Origin of the sequence: Streptomyces sp. R-74717 (assembly GCF_047305335.1) — a bacterium.
Classification (GTDB): Bacteria; Actinomycetota; Actinomycetes; order Streptomycetales; family Streptomycetaceae; genus Streptomyces; species Streptomyces atratus.
Map to the genome: position 1 here is coordinate 9,877,740 of NZ_CP102361.1, position 16,674 is coordinate 9,894,413.

18 protein-coding genes and 1 pseudogene are annotated in these 16,674 nt (G+C 67.3%); 10 read left to right on the forward strand and 9 right to left on the reverse strand.

Features of this window, described 5'->3' with window-relative positions; all coding sequences use genetic code 11:
• Window positions 1-59 precede the first annotated feature (59 nt).
• A complete protein-coding gene (locus NRF20_RS45050) occupies window positions 60-881 on the forward strand; it encodes an IS5 family transposase (RefSeq protein ID WP_398635314.1) in 822 nt (273 codons plus the stop codon).
• On the opposite strand, the gene NRF20_RS45055 is transcribed toward NRF20_RS45050, so the two are convergent.
• Window positions 838-1,356, reverse strand: a complete 519-nt coding sequence (locus NRF20_RS45055; protein WP_398635315.1) for a hypothetical protein — start codon at window positions 1,354-1,356, stop codon at window positions 838-840. The two genes, NRF20_RS45050 and NRF20_RS45055, sit on opposite strands and share 44 nt — an antisense overlap.
• A gap of 148 nt (window positions 1,357-1,504) precedes the next feature.
• On the opposite strand from NRF20_RS45055, the gene NRF20_RS45060 reads away from it, so the two are divergent.
• From NRF20_RS45060 to NRF20_RS45090, 7 genes are all read left to right on the forward strand, one after another.
• The gene (locus NRF20_RS45060; protein ID WP_398635151.1) at window positions 1,505-1,939 is read left to right on the forward strand and encodes a hypothetical protein; all 435 of its coding nucleotides are present in this window, start codon (window positions 1,505-1,507) and stop codon (window positions 1,937-1,939) included.
• A 5-nt stretch (window positions 1,940-1,944) separates the two neighbouring features.
• Window positions 1,945-2,880, forward strand: coding sequence for a hydroxymethylbilane synthase (gene hemC / locus NRF20_RS45065; RefSeq protein WP_398635152.1), 936 nt, complete (start codon window positions 1,945-1,947; stop codon window positions 2,878-2,880).
• 529 nt (window positions 2,881-3,409) lie between these two features.
• The gene (locus tag NRF20_RS45070) at window positions 3,410-4,051 is read left to right on the forward strand and encodes an HAD family hydrolase (RefSeq protein WP_398635153.1); all 642 of its coding nucleotides are present in this window, start codon (window positions 3,410-3,412) and stop codon (window positions 4,049-4,051) included.
• A gap of 180 nt (window positions 4,052-4,231) precedes the next feature.
• Window positions 4,232-4,471: a helix-turn-helix domain-containing protein gene (locus NRF20_RS45075; protein ID WP_413754421.1), complete on the forward strand. Its 240-nt coding sequence runs from the start codon at window positions 4,232-4,234 to the stop codon at window positions 4,469-4,471.
• Window positions 4,472-4,737: 266 nt separating this feature from the next.
• A complete protein-coding gene (locus tag NRF20_RS45080) occupies window positions 4,738-5,346 on the forward strand; it encodes a hypothetical protein (RefSeq protein ID WP_398635155.1) in 609 nt (202 codons plus the stop codon).
• Between the two features lie 75 nt (window positions 5,347-5,421).
• The gene (locus NRF20_RS45085; RefSeq protein WP_413754422.1) at window positions 5,422-6,195 is read left to right on the forward strand and encodes an RNA ligase family protein; all 774 of its coding nucleotides are present in this window, start codon (window positions 5,422-5,424) and stop codon (window positions 6,193-6,195) included.
• 161 nt (window positions 6,196-6,356) lie between these two features.
• Entirely contained in the window at window positions 6,357-6,725 is a 369-nt protein-coding gene (locus NRF20_RS45090; protein WP_398635158.1) for a hypothetical protein, read from the forward strand.
• A gap of 402 nt (window positions 6,726-7,127) precedes the next feature.
• Here NRF20_RS45090 and NRF20_RS45095 read toward each other — a convergent pair whose 3' ends face one another.
• Both NRF20_RS45095 and NRF20_RS45100 read right to left on the reverse strand, forming a co-directional pair.
• Window positions 7,128-7,469, reverse strand: coding sequence for a hypothetical protein (locus NRF20_RS45095; RefSeq protein ID WP_398635159.1), 342 nt, complete (start codon window positions 7,467-7,469; stop codon window positions 7,128-7,130).
• A 565-nt stretch (window positions 7,470-8,034) separates the two neighbouring features.
• A complete protein-coding gene (locus tag NRF20_RS45100) occupies window positions 8,035-8,862 on the reverse strand; it encodes an alpha/beta fold hydrolase (protein ID WP_398635160.1) in 828 nt (275 codons plus the stop codon).
• A gap of 78 nt (window positions 8,863-8,940) precedes the next feature.
• Here NRF20_RS45100 and NRF20_RS45105 point away from each other — a divergent pair, with 78 nt between their 5' ends.
• Both NRF20_RS45105 and NRF20_RS45110 read left to right on the forward strand, forming a co-directional pair.
• On the forward strand, window positions 8,941-9,546 hold the full coding sequence (locus tag NRF20_RS45105; protein WP_398635161.1) for a sigma-70 family RNA polymerase sigma factor: 606 nt from the start codon (window positions 8,941-8,943) through the stop codon (window positions 9,544-9,546).
• A 234-nt stretch (window positions 9,547-9,780) separates the two neighbouring features.
• Window positions 9,781-10,143 (forward strand): DUF6191 domain-containing protein, encoded by a 363-nt coding sequence (locus NRF20_RS45110; RefSeq protein ID WP_398635162.1) that lies wholly within the window; start codon window positions 9,781-9,783, stop codon window positions 10,141-10,143.
• A 161-nt stretch (window positions 10,144-10,304) separates the two neighbouring features.
• Here NRF20_RS45110 and NRF20_RS45115 read toward each other — a convergent pair.
• The 6 genes and pseudogenes from NRF20_RS45115 to NRF20_RS45140 form a co-directional block, all read right to left on the reverse strand.
• Window positions 10,305-10,634: pseudogene (locus tag NRF20_RS45115) on the reverse strand (IS5 family transposase); the annotation flags it as partial.
• A 798-nt stretch (window positions 10,635-11,432) separates the two neighbouring features.
• Window positions 11,433-13,085 (reverse strand): ISL3 family transposase, encoded by a 1,653-nt coding sequence (locus NRF20_RS45120; protein WP_413752175.1) that lies wholly within the window; start codon window positions 13,083-13,085, stop codon window positions 11,433-11,435.
• Window positions 13,086-13,545: 460 nt separating this feature from the next.
• Window positions 13,546-13,761, reverse strand: a complete 216-nt coding sequence (locus tag NRF20_RS45125; protein WP_413754423.1) for a hypothetical protein — start codon at window positions 13,759-13,761, stop codon at window positions 13,546-13,548.
• Between the two features lie 6 nt (window positions 13,762-13,767).
• The gene (locus NRF20_RS45130) at window positions 13,768-13,986 is read right to left on the reverse strand and encodes a helix-turn-helix domain-containing protein (protein ID WP_398633012.1); all 219 of its coding nucleotides are present in this window, start codon (window positions 13,984-13,986) and stop codon (window positions 13,768-13,770) included.
• A gap of 59 nt (window positions 13,987-14,045) precedes the next feature.
• Window positions 14,046-15,653, reverse strand: coding sequence for an MDR family MFS transporter (locus NRF20_RS45135; protein WP_398633013.1), 1,608 nt, complete (start codon window positions 15,651-15,653; stop codon window positions 14,046-14,048).
• Between the two features lie 56 nt (window positions 15,654-15,709).
• On the reverse strand, window positions 15,710-16,315 hold the full coding sequence (locus tag NRF20_RS45140; protein ID WP_398633014.1) for a TetR family transcriptional regulator: 606 nt from the start codon (window positions 16,313-16,315) through the stop codon (window positions 15,710-15,712).
• Between the last annotated feature and the right edge of the window lie 359 nt (window positions 16,316-16,674).

Consider the following 16,674-nt stretch of genomic DNA (forward strand, 5'->3'; position numbering starts at 1 on the left):
CCCACAGGTTCGGGAACGCGGCCGATCATCCGGGCCGGGAGCCCCGCTACACGTCGGATATGAGCGATGCGGAGTGGGCGGTGGTCCGGCAGGCGTTCCCGACGCCGGCATGGATGGACAGCCGGGGCGGCCGACCGGAGAGCTATTGCCACCGCCAGATGCTCGACGCAGTCCGCTACCTGGCCGACAACGGCATCAAGTGGCGTTCCATGCCCGCGGACTTCCCGCCGTGGAACCGCGTCTATGCGTTCTTCCGCCGCTGGCGCGATCATGGCCTGGTCCGCGAACTCCATGACCGGCTACGCGATGGCGTCCGCCGGGCGGAAGGCCGCAACGTCGAGCCGACGGCAGCCATCGTGGACTCGCAGTCGGTGAAGGCGGACGCCACCGTCAAAAACGACTCGCGCGGCTACGACGGCGGCAAGAAGATCAACGGCCGCAAACGGCACCTGATCACGGACTGCCTCGGCCTGCTGCTGATGGTGCTGGTCACGCCTGCCTCCACCACGGATCGGGACGCCGCCCGCACGATACTTCCCGCCCTGCGGGAAGGCTTTTGCCGACTGCGGCTGATCTGGGCGGACGGTGGCTACACCGGTCACCTCGTTGACTGGGCCGCCCAGGACCTTGGCCTCGTCCTGGAGGTGGTCAAACGCAGCGACGGCACCAGCGGCTTCACCGTGCTGCCCCGCCGTTGGATCGGCGAACGCACCTTCTCCTGGCTGATGCGGACCCGGCGGCTGGCCCGTGACTACGAAGCACAGCCGGCCAGCAGCGAAGCCATGATCCTTTGGTCGATGACCATGGTGATGAGCCGTCGCCTCGGCCGCCGCGCGGTCACTGCGCGGCAGCAGCGGCCGGACCTGGTCCGGGCAGCGTGAACCGGCCCGGCCCGCCCTCGACCAGCCAGCCCCGCTCCACCAGCCGTTTCAACCGCCCCCGGGCGCCCTCGACCCGGGACGCGACAGAGCTGTCCCAGCCCAGTGCCACCGCCGTTTGCCGCGCGGTAAGACCGTCCCCGCCCACCTCGTCGAGCGCGGCCATGATCCGCCGGTAGTCCGGTCCGAGGACCTCCACCGGCACCCCGTCCTCACGGCGGGCCACCGTCCTGCGCGGCCCGGCCACCGGCACCGGCTCCTTCAGCGGGGCCTGGACAGCAGTCGGCACCGGCGTCTTTCCCACGGCGGGCGCGTCCTGCTCAGCCAGCGCCTCGAGATACTGTTCCGGGCCGATCACCCGGCGGTTCAGCAGCTCTTCCGCCTCAGCCAGAGCCGCCCGCACACGCTCGAACTCGGCCCGCAGTTCCTCCACCTGCATCAAAGCAGCCTTCTCACGGTGCTCGAGCACTGCCCGCATCGATGGCATCCGCTGCCTCCGCCTCGTCTGACGAACAAGATGGCCCAAGCCTGCCTCGACAACGCGGACGTCATGCCTGACCTGCGGAAACTCGCACATCAGATTCGGAAAAGAAACCGATTCTTAGGAGCCCAAGCCGCACGGCGACATGGTCGAGCTCGGGACCGGAGTCGGCGCGGGGGCCACCTGGCTGCTCCACGGCATGAGCTCTGACGCCCGCCTGACCGGCGTCGAGACGGACAGCGCCCGGCAGGCCGTCGCAGCCGAGCACCTCGGTACCGACCCCCGCATTGCCTTCGCGCCGGCCGATGCCGGCACCTACCGCGGACCGCCGCTCGCCCTGGCGTACGTCGACTGCCGACCCGGAAAGTTCCACCGCCTGGACGACCTTCTCGACCTGCTGGACTCGGTGGTCTCCACGTCGTCGACGACCTGCTGCCACAACCCACATGTCCCAACGACCACCAGTCCCGCGTCGACATGTTCCTCGCACACCTGCCCGATCAAGTCAACTTGCCTGCCGCTCACGCGACATGGGCGTCCGGGGTGCTCATCGGAACCCGCATCTGACGGGCTATCGTGAGCGGCATGTCCGCCCCTGAGCTGATCCGCATCGTGTCCCGCGACTCGCCCATGGCCCTCGCTCAGGTGGAGCGCGTCCGTGCCGAGCTGGCCGCGCTCCACCCCGCCACTGCCACCGAAGTCGTCCCCGTCAAGACGACCGGCGACAAATGGATGGGTGACCTCTCCCAGGTTGAGGGCAAGGGCGCGTTCACCAAGGAAGTCGACCAGGCCCTGCTGACCGGGGAGGCGGACCTCGCGGTGCACTGCGTCAAGGACATCCCGGCCGACCGACCCCTGCCCGCCGGGACCACCTTCGCCGCCTTCCTCGAACGCGACGACATCCGCGACGCCCTCATCCATCCGGGCGGCCTGCAGCTCGACCAGCTCCCTGCCGGCTCCCGAATCGGTACCTCCTCCGTACGCCGCATCGCTCAGCTGGCCGCATCCCACCCGCACCTGAAATGCGTGCCGATGCGCGGCAACGCCAACCGCCGCCTGGAGAAACTCGCCGCAGACGAGGCCGACGCCCTGCTTCTGGCCGTCTCCGGACTCGAACGCATCGACCGCACCGACGTGATCACCGAGATCCTGTCGCCCGAGGTGATGTGCCCGCCGATCGGAGCCGGGATCCTGGCCCTCCAGTGCCGCGAAGGCGACACCGCCCTGACCGACGCCGTCAGTCCACTCGGCCACCCCGCCACGTACCGTGAGACCACCGCCGAGCGGATGTTCCTCCATGTACTGCAAGGCCACTGCAACAGCCCCATCGCCGGATACGCACAGGTGGAACGTAACGGCGAACTGTCGCTACGGGCCAAGGTCTTCACGCCCGACGGCAAGACCGTGCTCAACGCCCACGAATGGGCCGGCCCCCTCGACCCCGCCACCCTCGGTACCTCCGTCGCCGTCAGCTTGCTGCGCCAAGGCGCACGCGAGCTGATCGATGGCATCGCGCACTGACTCCCATGCGAAGTACCGGATATCTCACCGGACTCAAGACCACTGTTGCAGGCCTCGTACGGGATCCAGTATCGGGCTCCGAACGCATCGGCGATCTCTGGCTGCGCGGGCGCCAGGGTGCGGTCCGATCTCCTGAGGGCTGTGGGGTGGTCTTGCTGAAGTCGCCCCAGCCGGAGTGGACGAGGCCCAGGAAGAGACCCATGCCGCCCTGGGGCGATAGGTGCCGGGTCGGCCCCAGGCCGGCTATCGCCCTGCATGCTCTTCCTTGGACGTCGCTGTAGGAGGACTTGAACCAAGCCGACCTTTTGACCACTCCAGATGCCGCCTCTGGACTGCGCAGGTCGAAGGGCGACACCGGTCCTGCTGGTCCTGGCCCCGTGGGGAAGGACGGCGGTGATGGCGCTGCCGGTCGGAATGGGCAGACACGTCTCGGCGACGGCGGAAATGGTGACCCGTAGTGGCGTGTGAGTTCTGATGACTGCCGCAACATTCAGTACTCGGGGTCGGGCGCCCGCATAGGATGCGGCCCATGATTCGCGCAGTGGTGTTCGACATCGGAGAAACCCTCACCCGAGACGACCGCTACTGGGCATCCTGGGCCGACTGGCTCGGCGTCCCACGTCACACCGTCAGTGCCCTCGTCGGTGCTGTCGTCACCCAAGGTCGCGACAACACAGAGGCGTTGCGTATAATCCGTCCGGACATCGACATCGCCGCCGAGTACGCTGCCCGCGAAGCAGCCGGCCAGGGTGAGTACCTCGACGAGACGGACCTCTACCCAGATGTGCGCCTTGCTCTTGAAGGACTTCGCGAGCTCGGCGTCCGTGTGATCGTCGCCGGGAACCAGACCAGCAAGGCCGGCGAGATGCTTCGCGCGCTCGGCCTTCCTGCCGACCTCGTCGCCACCTCGGCGGAGTGGGGTGTCGCGAAGCCGGATGTGGAGTTCTTCCGACGTGTACTCGCTGCGTCGGGAGCCGCCCCTCACGAGACCGTCTACGTGGGCGACCACCCGGCGAACGACGTCTTCCCTGCCAAGGCTGCAGGACTGCGGCCCGCCCACATTCGCCGCGGACCGTGGGGACACTGGTGGGCCGACGACCTCGACGTCGTTGCCACCGCGGAGTGGTCGATCACTTCGCTCACGGACCTGACGGGCATCGTCAGCGAGTGACGCGGCCAGAGGGCCCTCGCCTGAACTCAAGCACTCGGGCGGAACCGTATGCATACCTCTGAGATGAAAATCCCGGTACGGTCCGAGGCGGAGGCCGTGAACGGAGCACGTATGCCGCCGTCCTCAACTGGTGTGACAGGCCGATATATCGCGTACAACCACATCGTCGCCCGCCCCAGCATGACTCAGCAGAAGCCGGCCGGCGCCGCGAGCGTAGCCCTGGGCACGATCCGAAACATAGAGCGGCGTGAGCGAGGCGATACCGACGACACTCTCGACGCGATTGCCGCAGCCCTCGGCGTGACCCCGTGCGGGCTCATCGCCTACGGAGAGCATGCGTCGACCCGGACGCGTGACGCACTGCCCGCCCTGGCGGCGGCAATCACCGCCTACGACGGGCCGTTCCCGTCGGCTGCCTGAGTTGAGGTCCCCGGTCGCCGAGACCACAGCCTGGCGCCGGTCTGCCCATTATCTGCGGATCGCCCTGGCCGGCCGTGACTTCCTGGCCGAACTCGCCCGCGCAACACAGGGCCCGGCCGGCACCGACAGGCGTGACCTTGCCATGCTCCTTGTCGCGGTGTACCGCTCTGCCGACTCCGGGGCCTACAAAATACGGAACCCATGACCTGTCCGCACGACTCGTCGAGCTGATGCGCTGGGCTCCCTCGGGCTCGGACGATCTCCTCTTGGACTCCGCCGTCAGCTACGTCCGAGCCGAGGTCTTCTTCGCCGCCCGAGCCCACGCATCAGGCCTGCGCGCACCGGAGCGGGCGATCGATGCCTGCCCACCCCCTGTCGGCCATGAGGCCATCGCCGCCCGTGAGGCACTCCACATGAGGGCTGCAGTTGTCGCGGGACGGGCCGGTCGCCATGACGCAGCCGATGAACACCTCGACGAAGCATGGGCCATGGGGGACCGCGTGCCGGACAGCGTGTACCGAGGTACAGCGTTCGAACCGGGCAGCGTACGCATCCATGAAGTAAGCGTCGCCGTCAGTCTTGGCAACGAACACGTTCAGCACTGCGGCGACATGTACAAGTACCACTGCACCTGTGCGCGGACCACGTGGACGTCGAGATCAAAACGTATTGCTCAAATGCCGGACCACGGTGCACGCTTGCCGCGCACGTCATCACCGTGGCCCGCGGCCACGTCCGAGGCTGTTGACATGGCTGAGCTCGCCGAACGGGCTGTCGGCGCAGGGTGGGGTGCCAAGCTCACCGCCGCCCTGAGCGGCCTCGGCCTGAGCCCGCTGCAGGATGTTCGATGCTGGCTCCTGCTGTCGTGCGGCTAGTTCTGACCACGGCCCTATTCCGCATTCCGCCCCGGCATTCACGACACTCACCTCAATCAGGAAGGACAGCACACCGTGATCCGCACCATCGACCTCGCTGCCCTCAACACGGCGACCAAGTATCCGTCAATCCCCACCTACCACGTGCTCGACCCGAAGAACGGCGGCCTCATCGAGGAGGCGACCGCGTTCAACGGCGATGTGTACCTCACCGAGAAGGTCGACGGCACCAACGGCCGAATCATCAGCTTCCCCGGCGGTGACTACGTCCTCGGTAGCAGAGAGGAACTTCTCTACGCCCGGGGCGACCTGATCGGGAACCCCGCCCTCGGAATCGCCGACGCACTGCGCCCCCTCGCCGACCGCATCACCCCGCCCACCAGCGGCATTCGGGTCCTCTACCTGGAGGTGTACGGCGGCAAGGTCACCGCGGCCAGCCGCGAATACACCAGTAATCGCGCTGTCGGCTACCGCATGTTCGATGCGGCCGACGTCCCTCTCGACGTCCTGGAGCGGCCGCGGGCCCAGATCTCCGTCTGGCGTGAGGGCGGCGGGCAGGGGTTTCTCTCCGAGTACGCACTGATCAAGGCCGCCAAGACCGAAGACATCGAGCTCGTCCCGCGGTTGGCCATGGTGGACGCGGGCGACCTGCCGACTGGCATCGCTGAGATGCAGACGTTCCTTGTCGATCACCTGCCGACGACCCGCGTTGCCCTGGACGAGGGCGCCGGCGGCCACCCCGAGGGCATCGTGCTCCGCAGCGGCGACCGTTCGGTGATTGCCAAGGCCCGGTTCCAGGACTACCGGCGCACCCTTAAGCGCCGCACCCAGAACGCACGTAACCGCTGACCTTTTCGCGGCCGGCCGCAGTGACGGCGGCCGGCCGCTGGGTGGTGGGAGATTCCCGGCGGCCGGGCGGCTCCTGGGTGGAGTTCCGTGCGGAGGGGCTGTATCAGCACACGCGTGTCTCGCAGGGCGACTTGATCCCCTGGTCCAGGATCATGCTGGGGGTGAGAGTGACCGTGGGGCGCGGGTACCCGGCCAAGGGAGGCAACTTCACACTGCTGGGCCTGCTCGGTGGCCTGCCGGGTTTCAAGGGGCGCGGCGGTGGCCACCTGGACATGACGCTGCGCCACCCGTACGAGGACCGGAGGGTGGACTTCCACCGGCACCGCCGGTGGTACCGGGTGTTCGAGATCCTCCTTCTGGAGGAGTTGCTGAGGCAGACTGCCGACGCGGGCGAGGCGCGCCAACTCGCCGACGTGGACTGGCTGGGCCGAGTGGTCGGGCATCTGGCGCCACTGACGCCCTGGACGACCGGCGGACTGCGGAAGGCGGTGACGCAGGCGCGGCAGGCCGAGAAGCCTGCCGGAGCCTGACTCGTGCGGACGCGGCCGACAGGTCGTCGGTTACCGAGATACGGGCGCGGAAGAGCACCGAGCGGCTGGCCCGTATGTGGCCGCCTGCCTGTCCGCCCAGCCGGAATGCATAGGCCTGGTCATCGGCGTGAGCCCCTGCATGGCTTTATCGAGCAGCAATTCAGTCACTCATTGAGGTGTTCGGGAGGCGCCTGTCTTGCCCCGACCGCGGCGTCGGCGAGAACGGGAGACAGACAGGTGCCGGATTCCGGTCCGACCTCCAGCGTGTCGGCGATTTCCGGCATGGTCGATCGGACCGCACCGGTCCGGGGGCGTCGCGCCAGTGCTGGATGACCCACGACCGTACTCGGGCCTCCGAGTCCGCGGCCAGGCGTGCATGGAGCCCCGGGGCCAGATGGTCGTTCATCGCGGGGAAGTCTCGGACGGAACGATCCGGATCGTCCGCCAGGCCGGCCAGAAGGCCGGGCGGGTTGTCGGCTGCGCTCGCTGCGATCGCCGCCACCCGGACCGACGCCTGCGGATGCTTGGCCAGGGGGCCCTGATTTCTGCGGGCGCCGAGGAGTTGACGGCCAGTGTACGGATGGATCCGAGGGCGTTGATCTCCGCGATCAGCTCCTCGGTCAGGTCTCGGTGCAGCAACGCTACTGAGCGGCGGGTCTCCGGGTGCTGGAGCAGACGCCGTATCAGGTCGGTTGGAAGAACATCTTCGGCGACCAGCGCCAGCAGTTCAGCATCGAGGTTCATGGATTGCAGGCTGGAGCGTGCCATCTTTGATGGAAGTGAGGTCGGTCAGATGTATCAACGACGCGGGCCTGACAGCCCGGAGCGGATTACTCAGTCGACTTCGCCGTGGAGGTGAGCACGTGTCTGTAGTCCTTCTTGCCCAGCGGAACATCGCCCGTGGCTCGAGGCACGGGTTCGTTCCATTGCGTGCCGGACCCGCTGACCGGCGAGGAAACTCCGTACTGGCATGGGCACTGGTACAGCTCCCGGCGGCGGGCGGTGATGCTGCTGGTGTCTGCTTTTGTGGAGCCCCCACATTCGGCCGGGCCTGTGGCGGGGCCCGAACGTGTTGGGCGCGCCGCTGGTATTGGGCGTCACTTACCGACCCTGCGACCAGCGGGACCTCTGACGAATCAGTACCTCACAGCTATCAGGCGAGACTCGACTCCGGCGAACCCGTCCCCGAAAGGCGCGTGTCCCGTCGTGGCAATGGCGATGTGGCCATGTGAGGGAGCTTCTGCCGCAGAGGGCCCGATGGGTACCGTCTTGTATCCGACTCCGGGCCGGTGGGCGGGAGAGGAGGTCTCTACCGCAGGAATGCCGCAGTGGTCGCCACGAACTGGTCGGCGTCGTCGAGCCAGGGGTAGTGGCCCGCTCCCGGCTGCACCACGAGCGTGGCATCGGGGAACAGCGTCGCGAACTCGGCCGCTGACTGAGGGGGGCTGTTCAAGTCGAACTCTCCCGCGAGGAGCAGGACTGGTGCCTCACAGTCGGCGAGCGCGGCACGAGTGGTCTCCGGGTCGAAGGCGCCCTCGGCCTCGAAGAGAGCGACAGCTTCCTTGTTGCTCGGCTGGCTGGCCACATGGTGCTGCTGTGCCGCGGCGTCCCAACGGCCCCAGAAGAAGGGCGCGATGGCCTCCCAGTCGCCGCCCGTGCCCTCGGTGATCGCTTCCAGGGCGGCGAACGCCGTCGGGAACCACGGCTCTTTCTTCCGAAGCTGCGCGTGCTCGCGTCGCATCTCCCCAGTGATCGCTATACCAACAGCTCGGGGACTGTGACCGATCAAGACGAGCTTGCTGACGTTCTCCGGGTGCCGGGCCACGTATTGCGTCGCAACATTCGTGCCGGCGGAGTGGCCGAGCAGATCCATCCGGGGGAGCCGGAGGTGTTCACGCAGCGCCTCGACGTCGTCGACCAGGCGATCGCAGTGGTAGGAAGAGGTGTCTTCGGGGATCGCGGACCGGCCGGTGCCGCGAAAATCCAAAACGATCAGCTGACGGTGCGTGGACAGTCCGCCGAGGTCGCCGAGGTAGAGAGAATCCGTGGGACCTCCCGGGAGGCAGACAACCGGGTCGCCGTCTCCGATCACGCGGTAGGCGAGCTGGGTTCCGTCAGGTGCAGAGAAGGCTGGCATGACCTGGATCCTGCCAGTCATAACCTGGTTATACAACCTGGTTATGACTGGCGGGGTGCCCGGGTATATAACCGAGCCATGGCAGCCGAAGAGGACACGCACCAGAACCCCGAGGCACTGACGGAGGAACAGGCCGAGCGCATGCTTGCCGCCATGAACGAGGTCATCCGCGCGGGCGAGGAGATGCGGAAGCTGCGCGCCGAAATGGTCAAACTCTTCGCCGGCTTCGGCTGGACCCAGGACAGAATTGCCCAGCTCACCAGCATGAGTCAGCCCGCCGTGTCCAAGCAGGTGACGAAGTGCAAGGCGGGCGACCCATCGTCTCCGATGGGACTCTCCCTCGACCAGCACGACGTCCCATGGCTCGAAGGGCGCCTTTGGGGTCTCGCCGAGGAAATCTCCGAAACCTTCGACGCCGCCCGCTGCAACCGCTACGTCAGCGCCATCGCCCGGGGGAAGAAGCGATTCACTCCTCAGAACATCGACGAGCTGCGGCGCCTCCTCGAAGAGGACCTGATGCTGCACCAGGCTGAAATGCCCGGTAGCTACCGGGACGCGTACAATGAGATCAGCCGTGGTCTCGACATTCCCGCGAAGTCCACCACCACCGTCACCGCATCAGCCTCCATGCGTCGCACGCTCGCTCACCAGATCCAACGCGACCAGCTCAGGAGCGACGCCTGAGCCGTTCGTTTGACAGACCCCCTCAAGCGCCGTTGCAGTACTAGGTTCTGCTTCTTGGATCTCCTGACAGGCGCGCTGGTGGTGGACGCCAGGCGGTGTCCCGTGACGCCCGCACACGGCCTTCAGCTTCGGTAAAATGCGAGCCTTTCAGCCAGACACGGTGGCGTTTCGGCTGAGACCCGGACTCCGCCCCGGCCGGGGAACTCGCTTCCTCACCAGTGACGTTGGGCGGACATGATGATGCTGTCGAGTCTGCTGATCATGGCCGTGCTGGTGATGGTGCCGTTTATGCTGGCATCGGCCCGCTACGCGGTGATCCGCACGGGCCACCCCGCCTGGCTGGGCCGCGTCCTGGCCGGCCGCACCCCACGCGAGGGGCTCGGCGTCGGTGCCTCGGTCGCCGACGAACTGCATGCGTTCCTGAACTCGGCCAAGCGCGTACAGATAGAACACCGCGTGGAGGAACAGGTCCTCAAGGACGACACGTTGGACGGCGCACCGCCGCGCATGGGCGTCGACCTGGACGCCGGCACGGCCGTGGTCCGGGCCGAGGGCCCAGTGGCCGTTCGTCCTCAAGTGCGGTCGAAGGACGCGTAGCCTGGTGAGCATGAGCGGTCACGGCTCTGCCGATGGCTGCGGGCGCGCTGGACTCGGGGGGCGCGATGCCCTGACCGCCTCCGCCAGGCGGGCGGACAGGCTCGCCGTCACCGGATCGACCCGGTTTGCCCCCGGTGGGGCCCCTTTCGAAGAGCCGCGGGCGGTGGAGCCTTCCGGGTGCCGGCCGCATGCTGATGAGCACGAGCGGTCGTGGAATCGGCCGACACCTCCCAGTCGATTCCACCGGCCACGTCCTCGTCCGCCTGCACCTGCGTCAGCGGACGTTCCCAGGTGCCATAGGCCGACCAGCGCCGGAGGCGTTTGTAGACCGTCTCCCACGGACCGAAGCGTTTGGGCAGGTCACGCCATTGCACCCCCGTACGCACCCGGAACAGCACCCCATCGATCACCCGCCGGTGATCACTCCAACGGCCACCACGGCCACCGCCACGCGGCAGAAGCGGCTCCAGACGCGCCCACTCGGTATTCATCAACGCTCCCCGACCAACCACGGAACACACCTCGGCGCCCAGCGCCAGTGCCTGTCAGGAGATCCGGGAAACAGGACCTAATGGAGCCGAGCCCTTCTGAACGGCGCCTGTCAGGGACGCGAGCAAGAGGGCCCGGGACCACCAAAGCTGTCGGTTCACGCACTCGTCGCTACCGCGGATACTCCCGCCTTGTCACGGGACAGCCAAATGTCACCCGATAGGGGTGGCTCCCATTCTCGTTGCCGATCACGGACCTGTACCGCAGTCCAACTCCTCCACGGACAGAGCAACCTGGCTCTCACTCCCGTTGCCCGAATGGCTCTCGTTCACCGGTTCAGGCACGGATTCCGTGAAGTGGATCAGGCCGCCTGAGGGTCCGTCACGGTCTGTGGTCGGCCCGATTCTTCCCCGGACGCCGAGACCGGGCGACTCGCGGTGAGAGAGAATGCTCGGCATGACGACTTGAAGAGCACCGGCCGGGCGACAGCATTGGCGAAAGGTCGGGGGCTGGGACACGATTCCCGACGGCGATCAACTGGTCTGCGCCGCCTGCCGAACGTCCGCCTGCTCGTACCAGTATCGCTTCCATCCGCCCGGGTCCTCCATGTTCGAGCGCTGCATCGGACTCGCCTGGTGTGCAGGTTGCAGGATCTACTCCGGCAACATGGTGTACGTCCCGCGGAAGCGAGTCCTGGTCGACCTCCTCGCCTCTCTTCCTCCTGAGCAGCGAGAGCGGCTTCTACGTTCGGAAACGCGAGTGATCGAGTTCCTGGACCGCCAGGCCCGAGGCGGCAGAGGTTAGGGTCGGCGGCTGGCCGCGATCAGGAGGAGCCGCTTGCGCAGCAGCGGTGGTTTCGCTCTGCCGAACATGCTGCGCTTGAGGGCTTTCAGGTCGTTGACGCGGCCCTCGACGGGCCCGGAGGACCAGTCGGTGCTCATGCCGTAGACGACGGCGTCGAGGTCGGGGATCAGTCCGGCGGCGAAGCCGGCCAGGCCGCACTGCTCGTCCGCGCAGACGTCGGCGATCCAGTGCCGCAGCCGGTCTCCTTCGCGGTTCGTCATGATGGTCGCGAAGGTGCGGACGTGACCTGCGGCGGCCGTGAGCTCGGGTGAGCGAGCCAGCAGGTTCTTGAGCTGCTGCTGGTCGTCTTGGCGTAGGTGGTCCGGGTGGCGCATGATCCAGCCGGTGGCCTCGCGGGGTGAGGGCGGCCTCGCGATCGGTGGTGGGCTCCCGGCAGCCCGACGGTCGGAACGTAGCGGCCGGACGTAGTCGCGCAGAGTGCTGTAACTGCAGCGTGCCCCGCGTTCTTGCAGCTCGCGATGGAGCCGGGACACGTTCGTGCAGCCCTCGGCGATGCGCTGATCGAGGTAGGGCTTGAAGGCGTCGAGCTTGCTGGTCCGGTTCTGCCACTGGCTGTGCAGCATCGCCTCTGGACTGGCCGCGCGGGCGTACTTGCGGACGGTGTTGCGCCCGAGACCGAGGCGTCTGGCGATCTCGCGCAGACTCAGGCCCTGCTCTACCTGGGCCCGGACGGCGGCGTGGGTGTCGCGGAGCCGGTCGAGGAACTTCCCCTGCGGGTAGGGCTCGGACGGTTCCTCGGCCGCTTTGACCGTCTCGACCTGTGCGGGCTCTGGTTCCGGTCGCTCGGGTTCAGGGGAGGTTTCGACCAGGTCGCGCAGTAGGGCGCGGTGGCGGGAGACGAGGCGTTCGACGGCCTCGGCGAGGTTGTGCCAGACGTGCCATTTGTCCGCGCAGTGCTGGGCGTTGGGGGCGCCTGTGCGGGCTCCGTCGGCGAAGACCTGCGCGCGGTCGCGGCAGATGATCTCGATGCCGGGGTGCTCGCCTAGCCAGGCGGCGACGCTGTCCGCGTCGCGGTCGGGCAGCAGGTCCAGGGGCTGGTGGGACTCGCAGTCGACCAGGATGGTGCCGTACCGGTGGCCCTTCCTGGTGGCGAACTCGTCGATGCCCAGCACGCGCGGGGTCGTCCAGGCCGGGTCCGGCAACGCCATGACCAGGCGCAGGACGGTCGTCCGGCTGACCACGATGCCGAGTAGCAGCGCCAGACGGGCCACGGCGCGGGCGGCCAGGACGACGCCCAGCGCGGCGAGCATCCGCTGCAGGACGGGCGTTCGCCGACCGTAGCGGCTGGTCAGCCCGTCTATCTGCTCGGCGAACGTCACCCGCCGGCACTCGCCGTTGTCGCAGAACAGCCGGCGCACCGACAGTTCAATCACCACGCCCCGCCCGCCGCACGGCGCGTCCGCCAGGCGCCGTCCGTACCGGCTGTGCACCCGGCCAGACGGTGCCTGGCAGCCCGGGCAGAGTACGGGGACGTCTTCCGGCGTCGACGCTTCGATCACCACGCGGCCGTCCCGCACCTCCATGCACTCGACCTGTATCCCGGCGAGATGCGGAAGCAGAAGGAAGAGTTCTTCACACGCGGCCAGCATCCGCCCGAAGATGACGGGGCGTCACCGGCGCACAGGAGCACGATCGACTTCACGGAATCCGTGCCTGAACCCGTTCACCCCTGTAGAAAAAAACCTGGGACCTGTGTACCTTCTTCAACTTCTTGTGGTTCCCACGTGCTGAGCGCAACTGGCTTGATGCGGCGCCGGAGGAGCAGGCAGCGTACGGGTGGCGGCGTCGACGTGATGAGTCCGGTCCGCGGGTCGAGGACAGTATGCGGGATCGCGAGGTCGCCACCGTCGACCAGTTCTACCTGTCGGTATCCAGCCGTGACGTGACCGTGCCACCGTCGCTCCCGCTCCGCCAGTCTCCGAAGAGTCCCGGACCCATGTGGTCGAGGGCCGATTCCAGCAGCGCTCCGATGTGCGACAGAGTGGTGTCCTCCTTGCCGCACCAGCCCCCCCATCGCCACGCTGCCGGCCGCGGCGAACACGGCGACCATCAGCTGGGGCGCAGGTCAGAACCGGTGTGGATGCCTTCCCGTTCAGCGATGACCTCGGTAAGCCGCGTCTCAAGGCCGGCGGCGCGGCGCAGCAGTTCGGCGCTCAGGCTCGGCGTCCGGTCGATCAGCCGAAGCAGCGGCGCATCGACACCGGATGCGCCGCCCTCCTGCAGAGCGCTGAGGACCGTACCGAACGCCGCGCGCATCGCGCGCATGGGACTCTATTCCTCCGGCCGCGACCGAAGAGCCGTGACCAGAGCGTCCCCGCTCGCGGTCAGCGGGGCCAGCACCAGATCCTCCTTGGCGGGAAAATAGCGGAAGACCGTGCGCTGGGAGACCTCCGCCGCGTCCGCGATCTGGTCGACGGTGGTCCGTTCGTACCCCTGGGCGAGAAAGAGCCTGGCCGCCGTGCGCGCCACGTCCTCACGCGTACGCTGCATCTTGCGTGTCCGTAGATTCTGTCCGGGCACGGCGGTACTCCTCCTGGAACTCGGTGGGCTCAGTGCGTCGGGGCAGTCTGTGCCTTTGCCGCGGCGGCGTTCTCCTCCGCGAGCCGCTCCATGCCGCTCTGCGTCTTGAGCGGCTTCTCCTTGATGAACAGCACCGCGATCAGGGCGAGAAACGCGAAGGGGGCTCCGATCAGGAAGACATCCGCGGTCGCGACCCCGTACGCATGCTCGACCACCTGCCGGGCCGGTTCGGGAAGAGTGGTGAGGTCGGGGACGCCGTGTCCGGCGCCCCCGTTGTCCGCCGCCCCGCCGAAGCCCTTCTCCATCTCGCTCGCCACCCGGTGGCTGAGCACGGCGCCCAGCGCGCTCGTGCCGATCGCCCCACCGAGGCTGCGGAAGAACGACAGCACCGAAGTCGCTGCGCCCAGCTCTGACGCGGGCACGTCGTTCTGAGCTGCCAGCACCAGGTTCTGCATCAGCATGCCGACGCCGACGCCGAGTACCACCATGTAGATGCTGAGCAGCCCGAACGATGAATCCGCGCTGATCGTGGCCAGCAGGCCCATGCCCGCGGTCATGATGACGCCGCCCGCGATCAGGAATCCCTTCCACTTGCCCCGGGCGGAGATGATCTGCCCGGCGATGGTTGTGGAAAGCATCAGACCGAGGATCATCGGCAGGCTCATCAGACCCGCGACGGTCGGCGACTTGCCGAGCGAGATCTGGAAGTACTGGGAGAGGAACACCGTGCCGCCGAACATGGCCACGCCGACCAGTAGGCTCGCAACCGTCGTCAGCGCCACGGTGCGGTTGCGGAAGATGTCCAGCGGGATGATCGGTTCCTGGACCCTGGATTCGACCAGGACTGCGGCGACCAGCAGGACCACACCGGCGGTGACCAGAGCGACAGTCTGCCACGACGCCCAGTCGAACCGGTTGCCTGCGAGGGTCACCCACAGCAGCAGTGCGCTGACCCCGCTCATGATGAGGACGGCACCGAGATAGTCGATCTTCACCTCTCTGCGGACCGTGGGCAGCTTCAGGGTCAGCTGGAGCAGCACGATCGCGAGCAGGGCGAACGGCACACCGATGAAGAAGCACCAGCGCCACCCCAGCCAGGAGGTGTCCACGAGCACGCCGCCGATGAGCGGTCCTGCGACGGTGCCGACAGCGAAGACGGCGCCGAAGATACCGGAGTAGCGGCCGAGTTCACGCGGGGGAATGATCGCAGCCATCACGACCTGGGCGAGCGCGGTGAGACCACCCGCGCCGATGCCCTGCACGACACGGCTCACGATGAGCAGGCCGACACTGTGCGAGAAGCCGGCGACGAGTGAGCCGACGATGAACATCGAAAGAGAGAGCTGGATGAGCAGCTTCTTGTCGTAGAGGTCGGACAGCTTGCCCCAGATCGGGACGGTCGCCGTCATCGCCAGAAGCTCGGCGGTGACCACCCAGGTGTATGAGGACTGGCTGCCGTGCAGATCGGCAATGATCCTGGGAAGGGCGTTGGAGACCACGGTGGAGGCCAGAATGGCCACGAACATGCCGGCCATCAGGCCCGACATGGCCTGGAGTATGTGACGACGCGTCATAGCTGGTGCGTCCCTCTCGGGCGCACCGGCGGTACCGGTTTCGGGTGTGACGGCAGCGGTCATCGGCTGACGTTCCTCATTCTCTGGTGAAAGGCCCCGGTGGGGGCTTCGGATGTGCTTCAGCCGCTCAGACCGGCGGCGAGCGAGGCGAACGCCTCGCGATAGATGCTCTGGAACGTGCGGGTACGGCCGGAGGCCACCCAGAGCTCGACGGCGGCGCGCACGGCAGCGATCGTCACGTGCGCGAGAAGCCGAGGGTGGAGATCGGACTCGGGATCCTGGCCGAGGCGCTCGGCCACGACAGCGACCAGTGCGCGTTCGTCCGCGCCCTGGGCCGCCAGGAATCCGGGAAGCAGTGAAGGGCTCGTCCTCAGCACGGCCATCTGGAGCTCCCAGCGTTCGTGATCCTCCTCGATATGGGCGAGTTCCTGGCCGATCGCCTCGCGCAGAGCATTGAGTGCCGTGAGTTCCTTCGGTGCGTTGAGTACTGCCCGACGGGCCCGCTCTGCGCTGTCCTGGTCGGGACGGGTGATCGCGTCTTCCAGGCACGGGAAGTAGTTGAAGAAGGTGCGCACAGAGACGCCGACCACATCGGTGACCGCTTCCACGGTCATGTTCTCGAATCCGCGGTCCGCGGCCATGCGCAGCGCCACGTCCGCGAGGGCGTCACGCGTCGCACGCTTCTTACGTTCGCGCAGCCCGAGAGGTATGTCGCCGACACTCATGAAGGTGCATGATATGCAATTTTGCACGGTGTGCAAAATTCTGCCGAACGGTATGTGATCGTGGACGGTCTCAGCCGAAAATCCGCAGCATGTCCCGATGCTTGGCACTCTCCTTGCTGATGTCCACAAGGCCCGTGCAGAGGAGGCTGATGTCGCGGAGGTGGTACTTGCCACGGATGGACACCCCGCCGAGATTCACATCGATTGGCCGGCGACAGTTCGATCCCTCTCCGCTGGCTGTCGGGGTACGGACTCCGAAAGCTTCGTCCTGCCTGAAGACCGCCGTGGTGAGCGATGAGGAAACGGCGCCCTTGAGGTGTCAGGTGGGGATCGGGAGGACGAACGCAAGTGAATCGTTG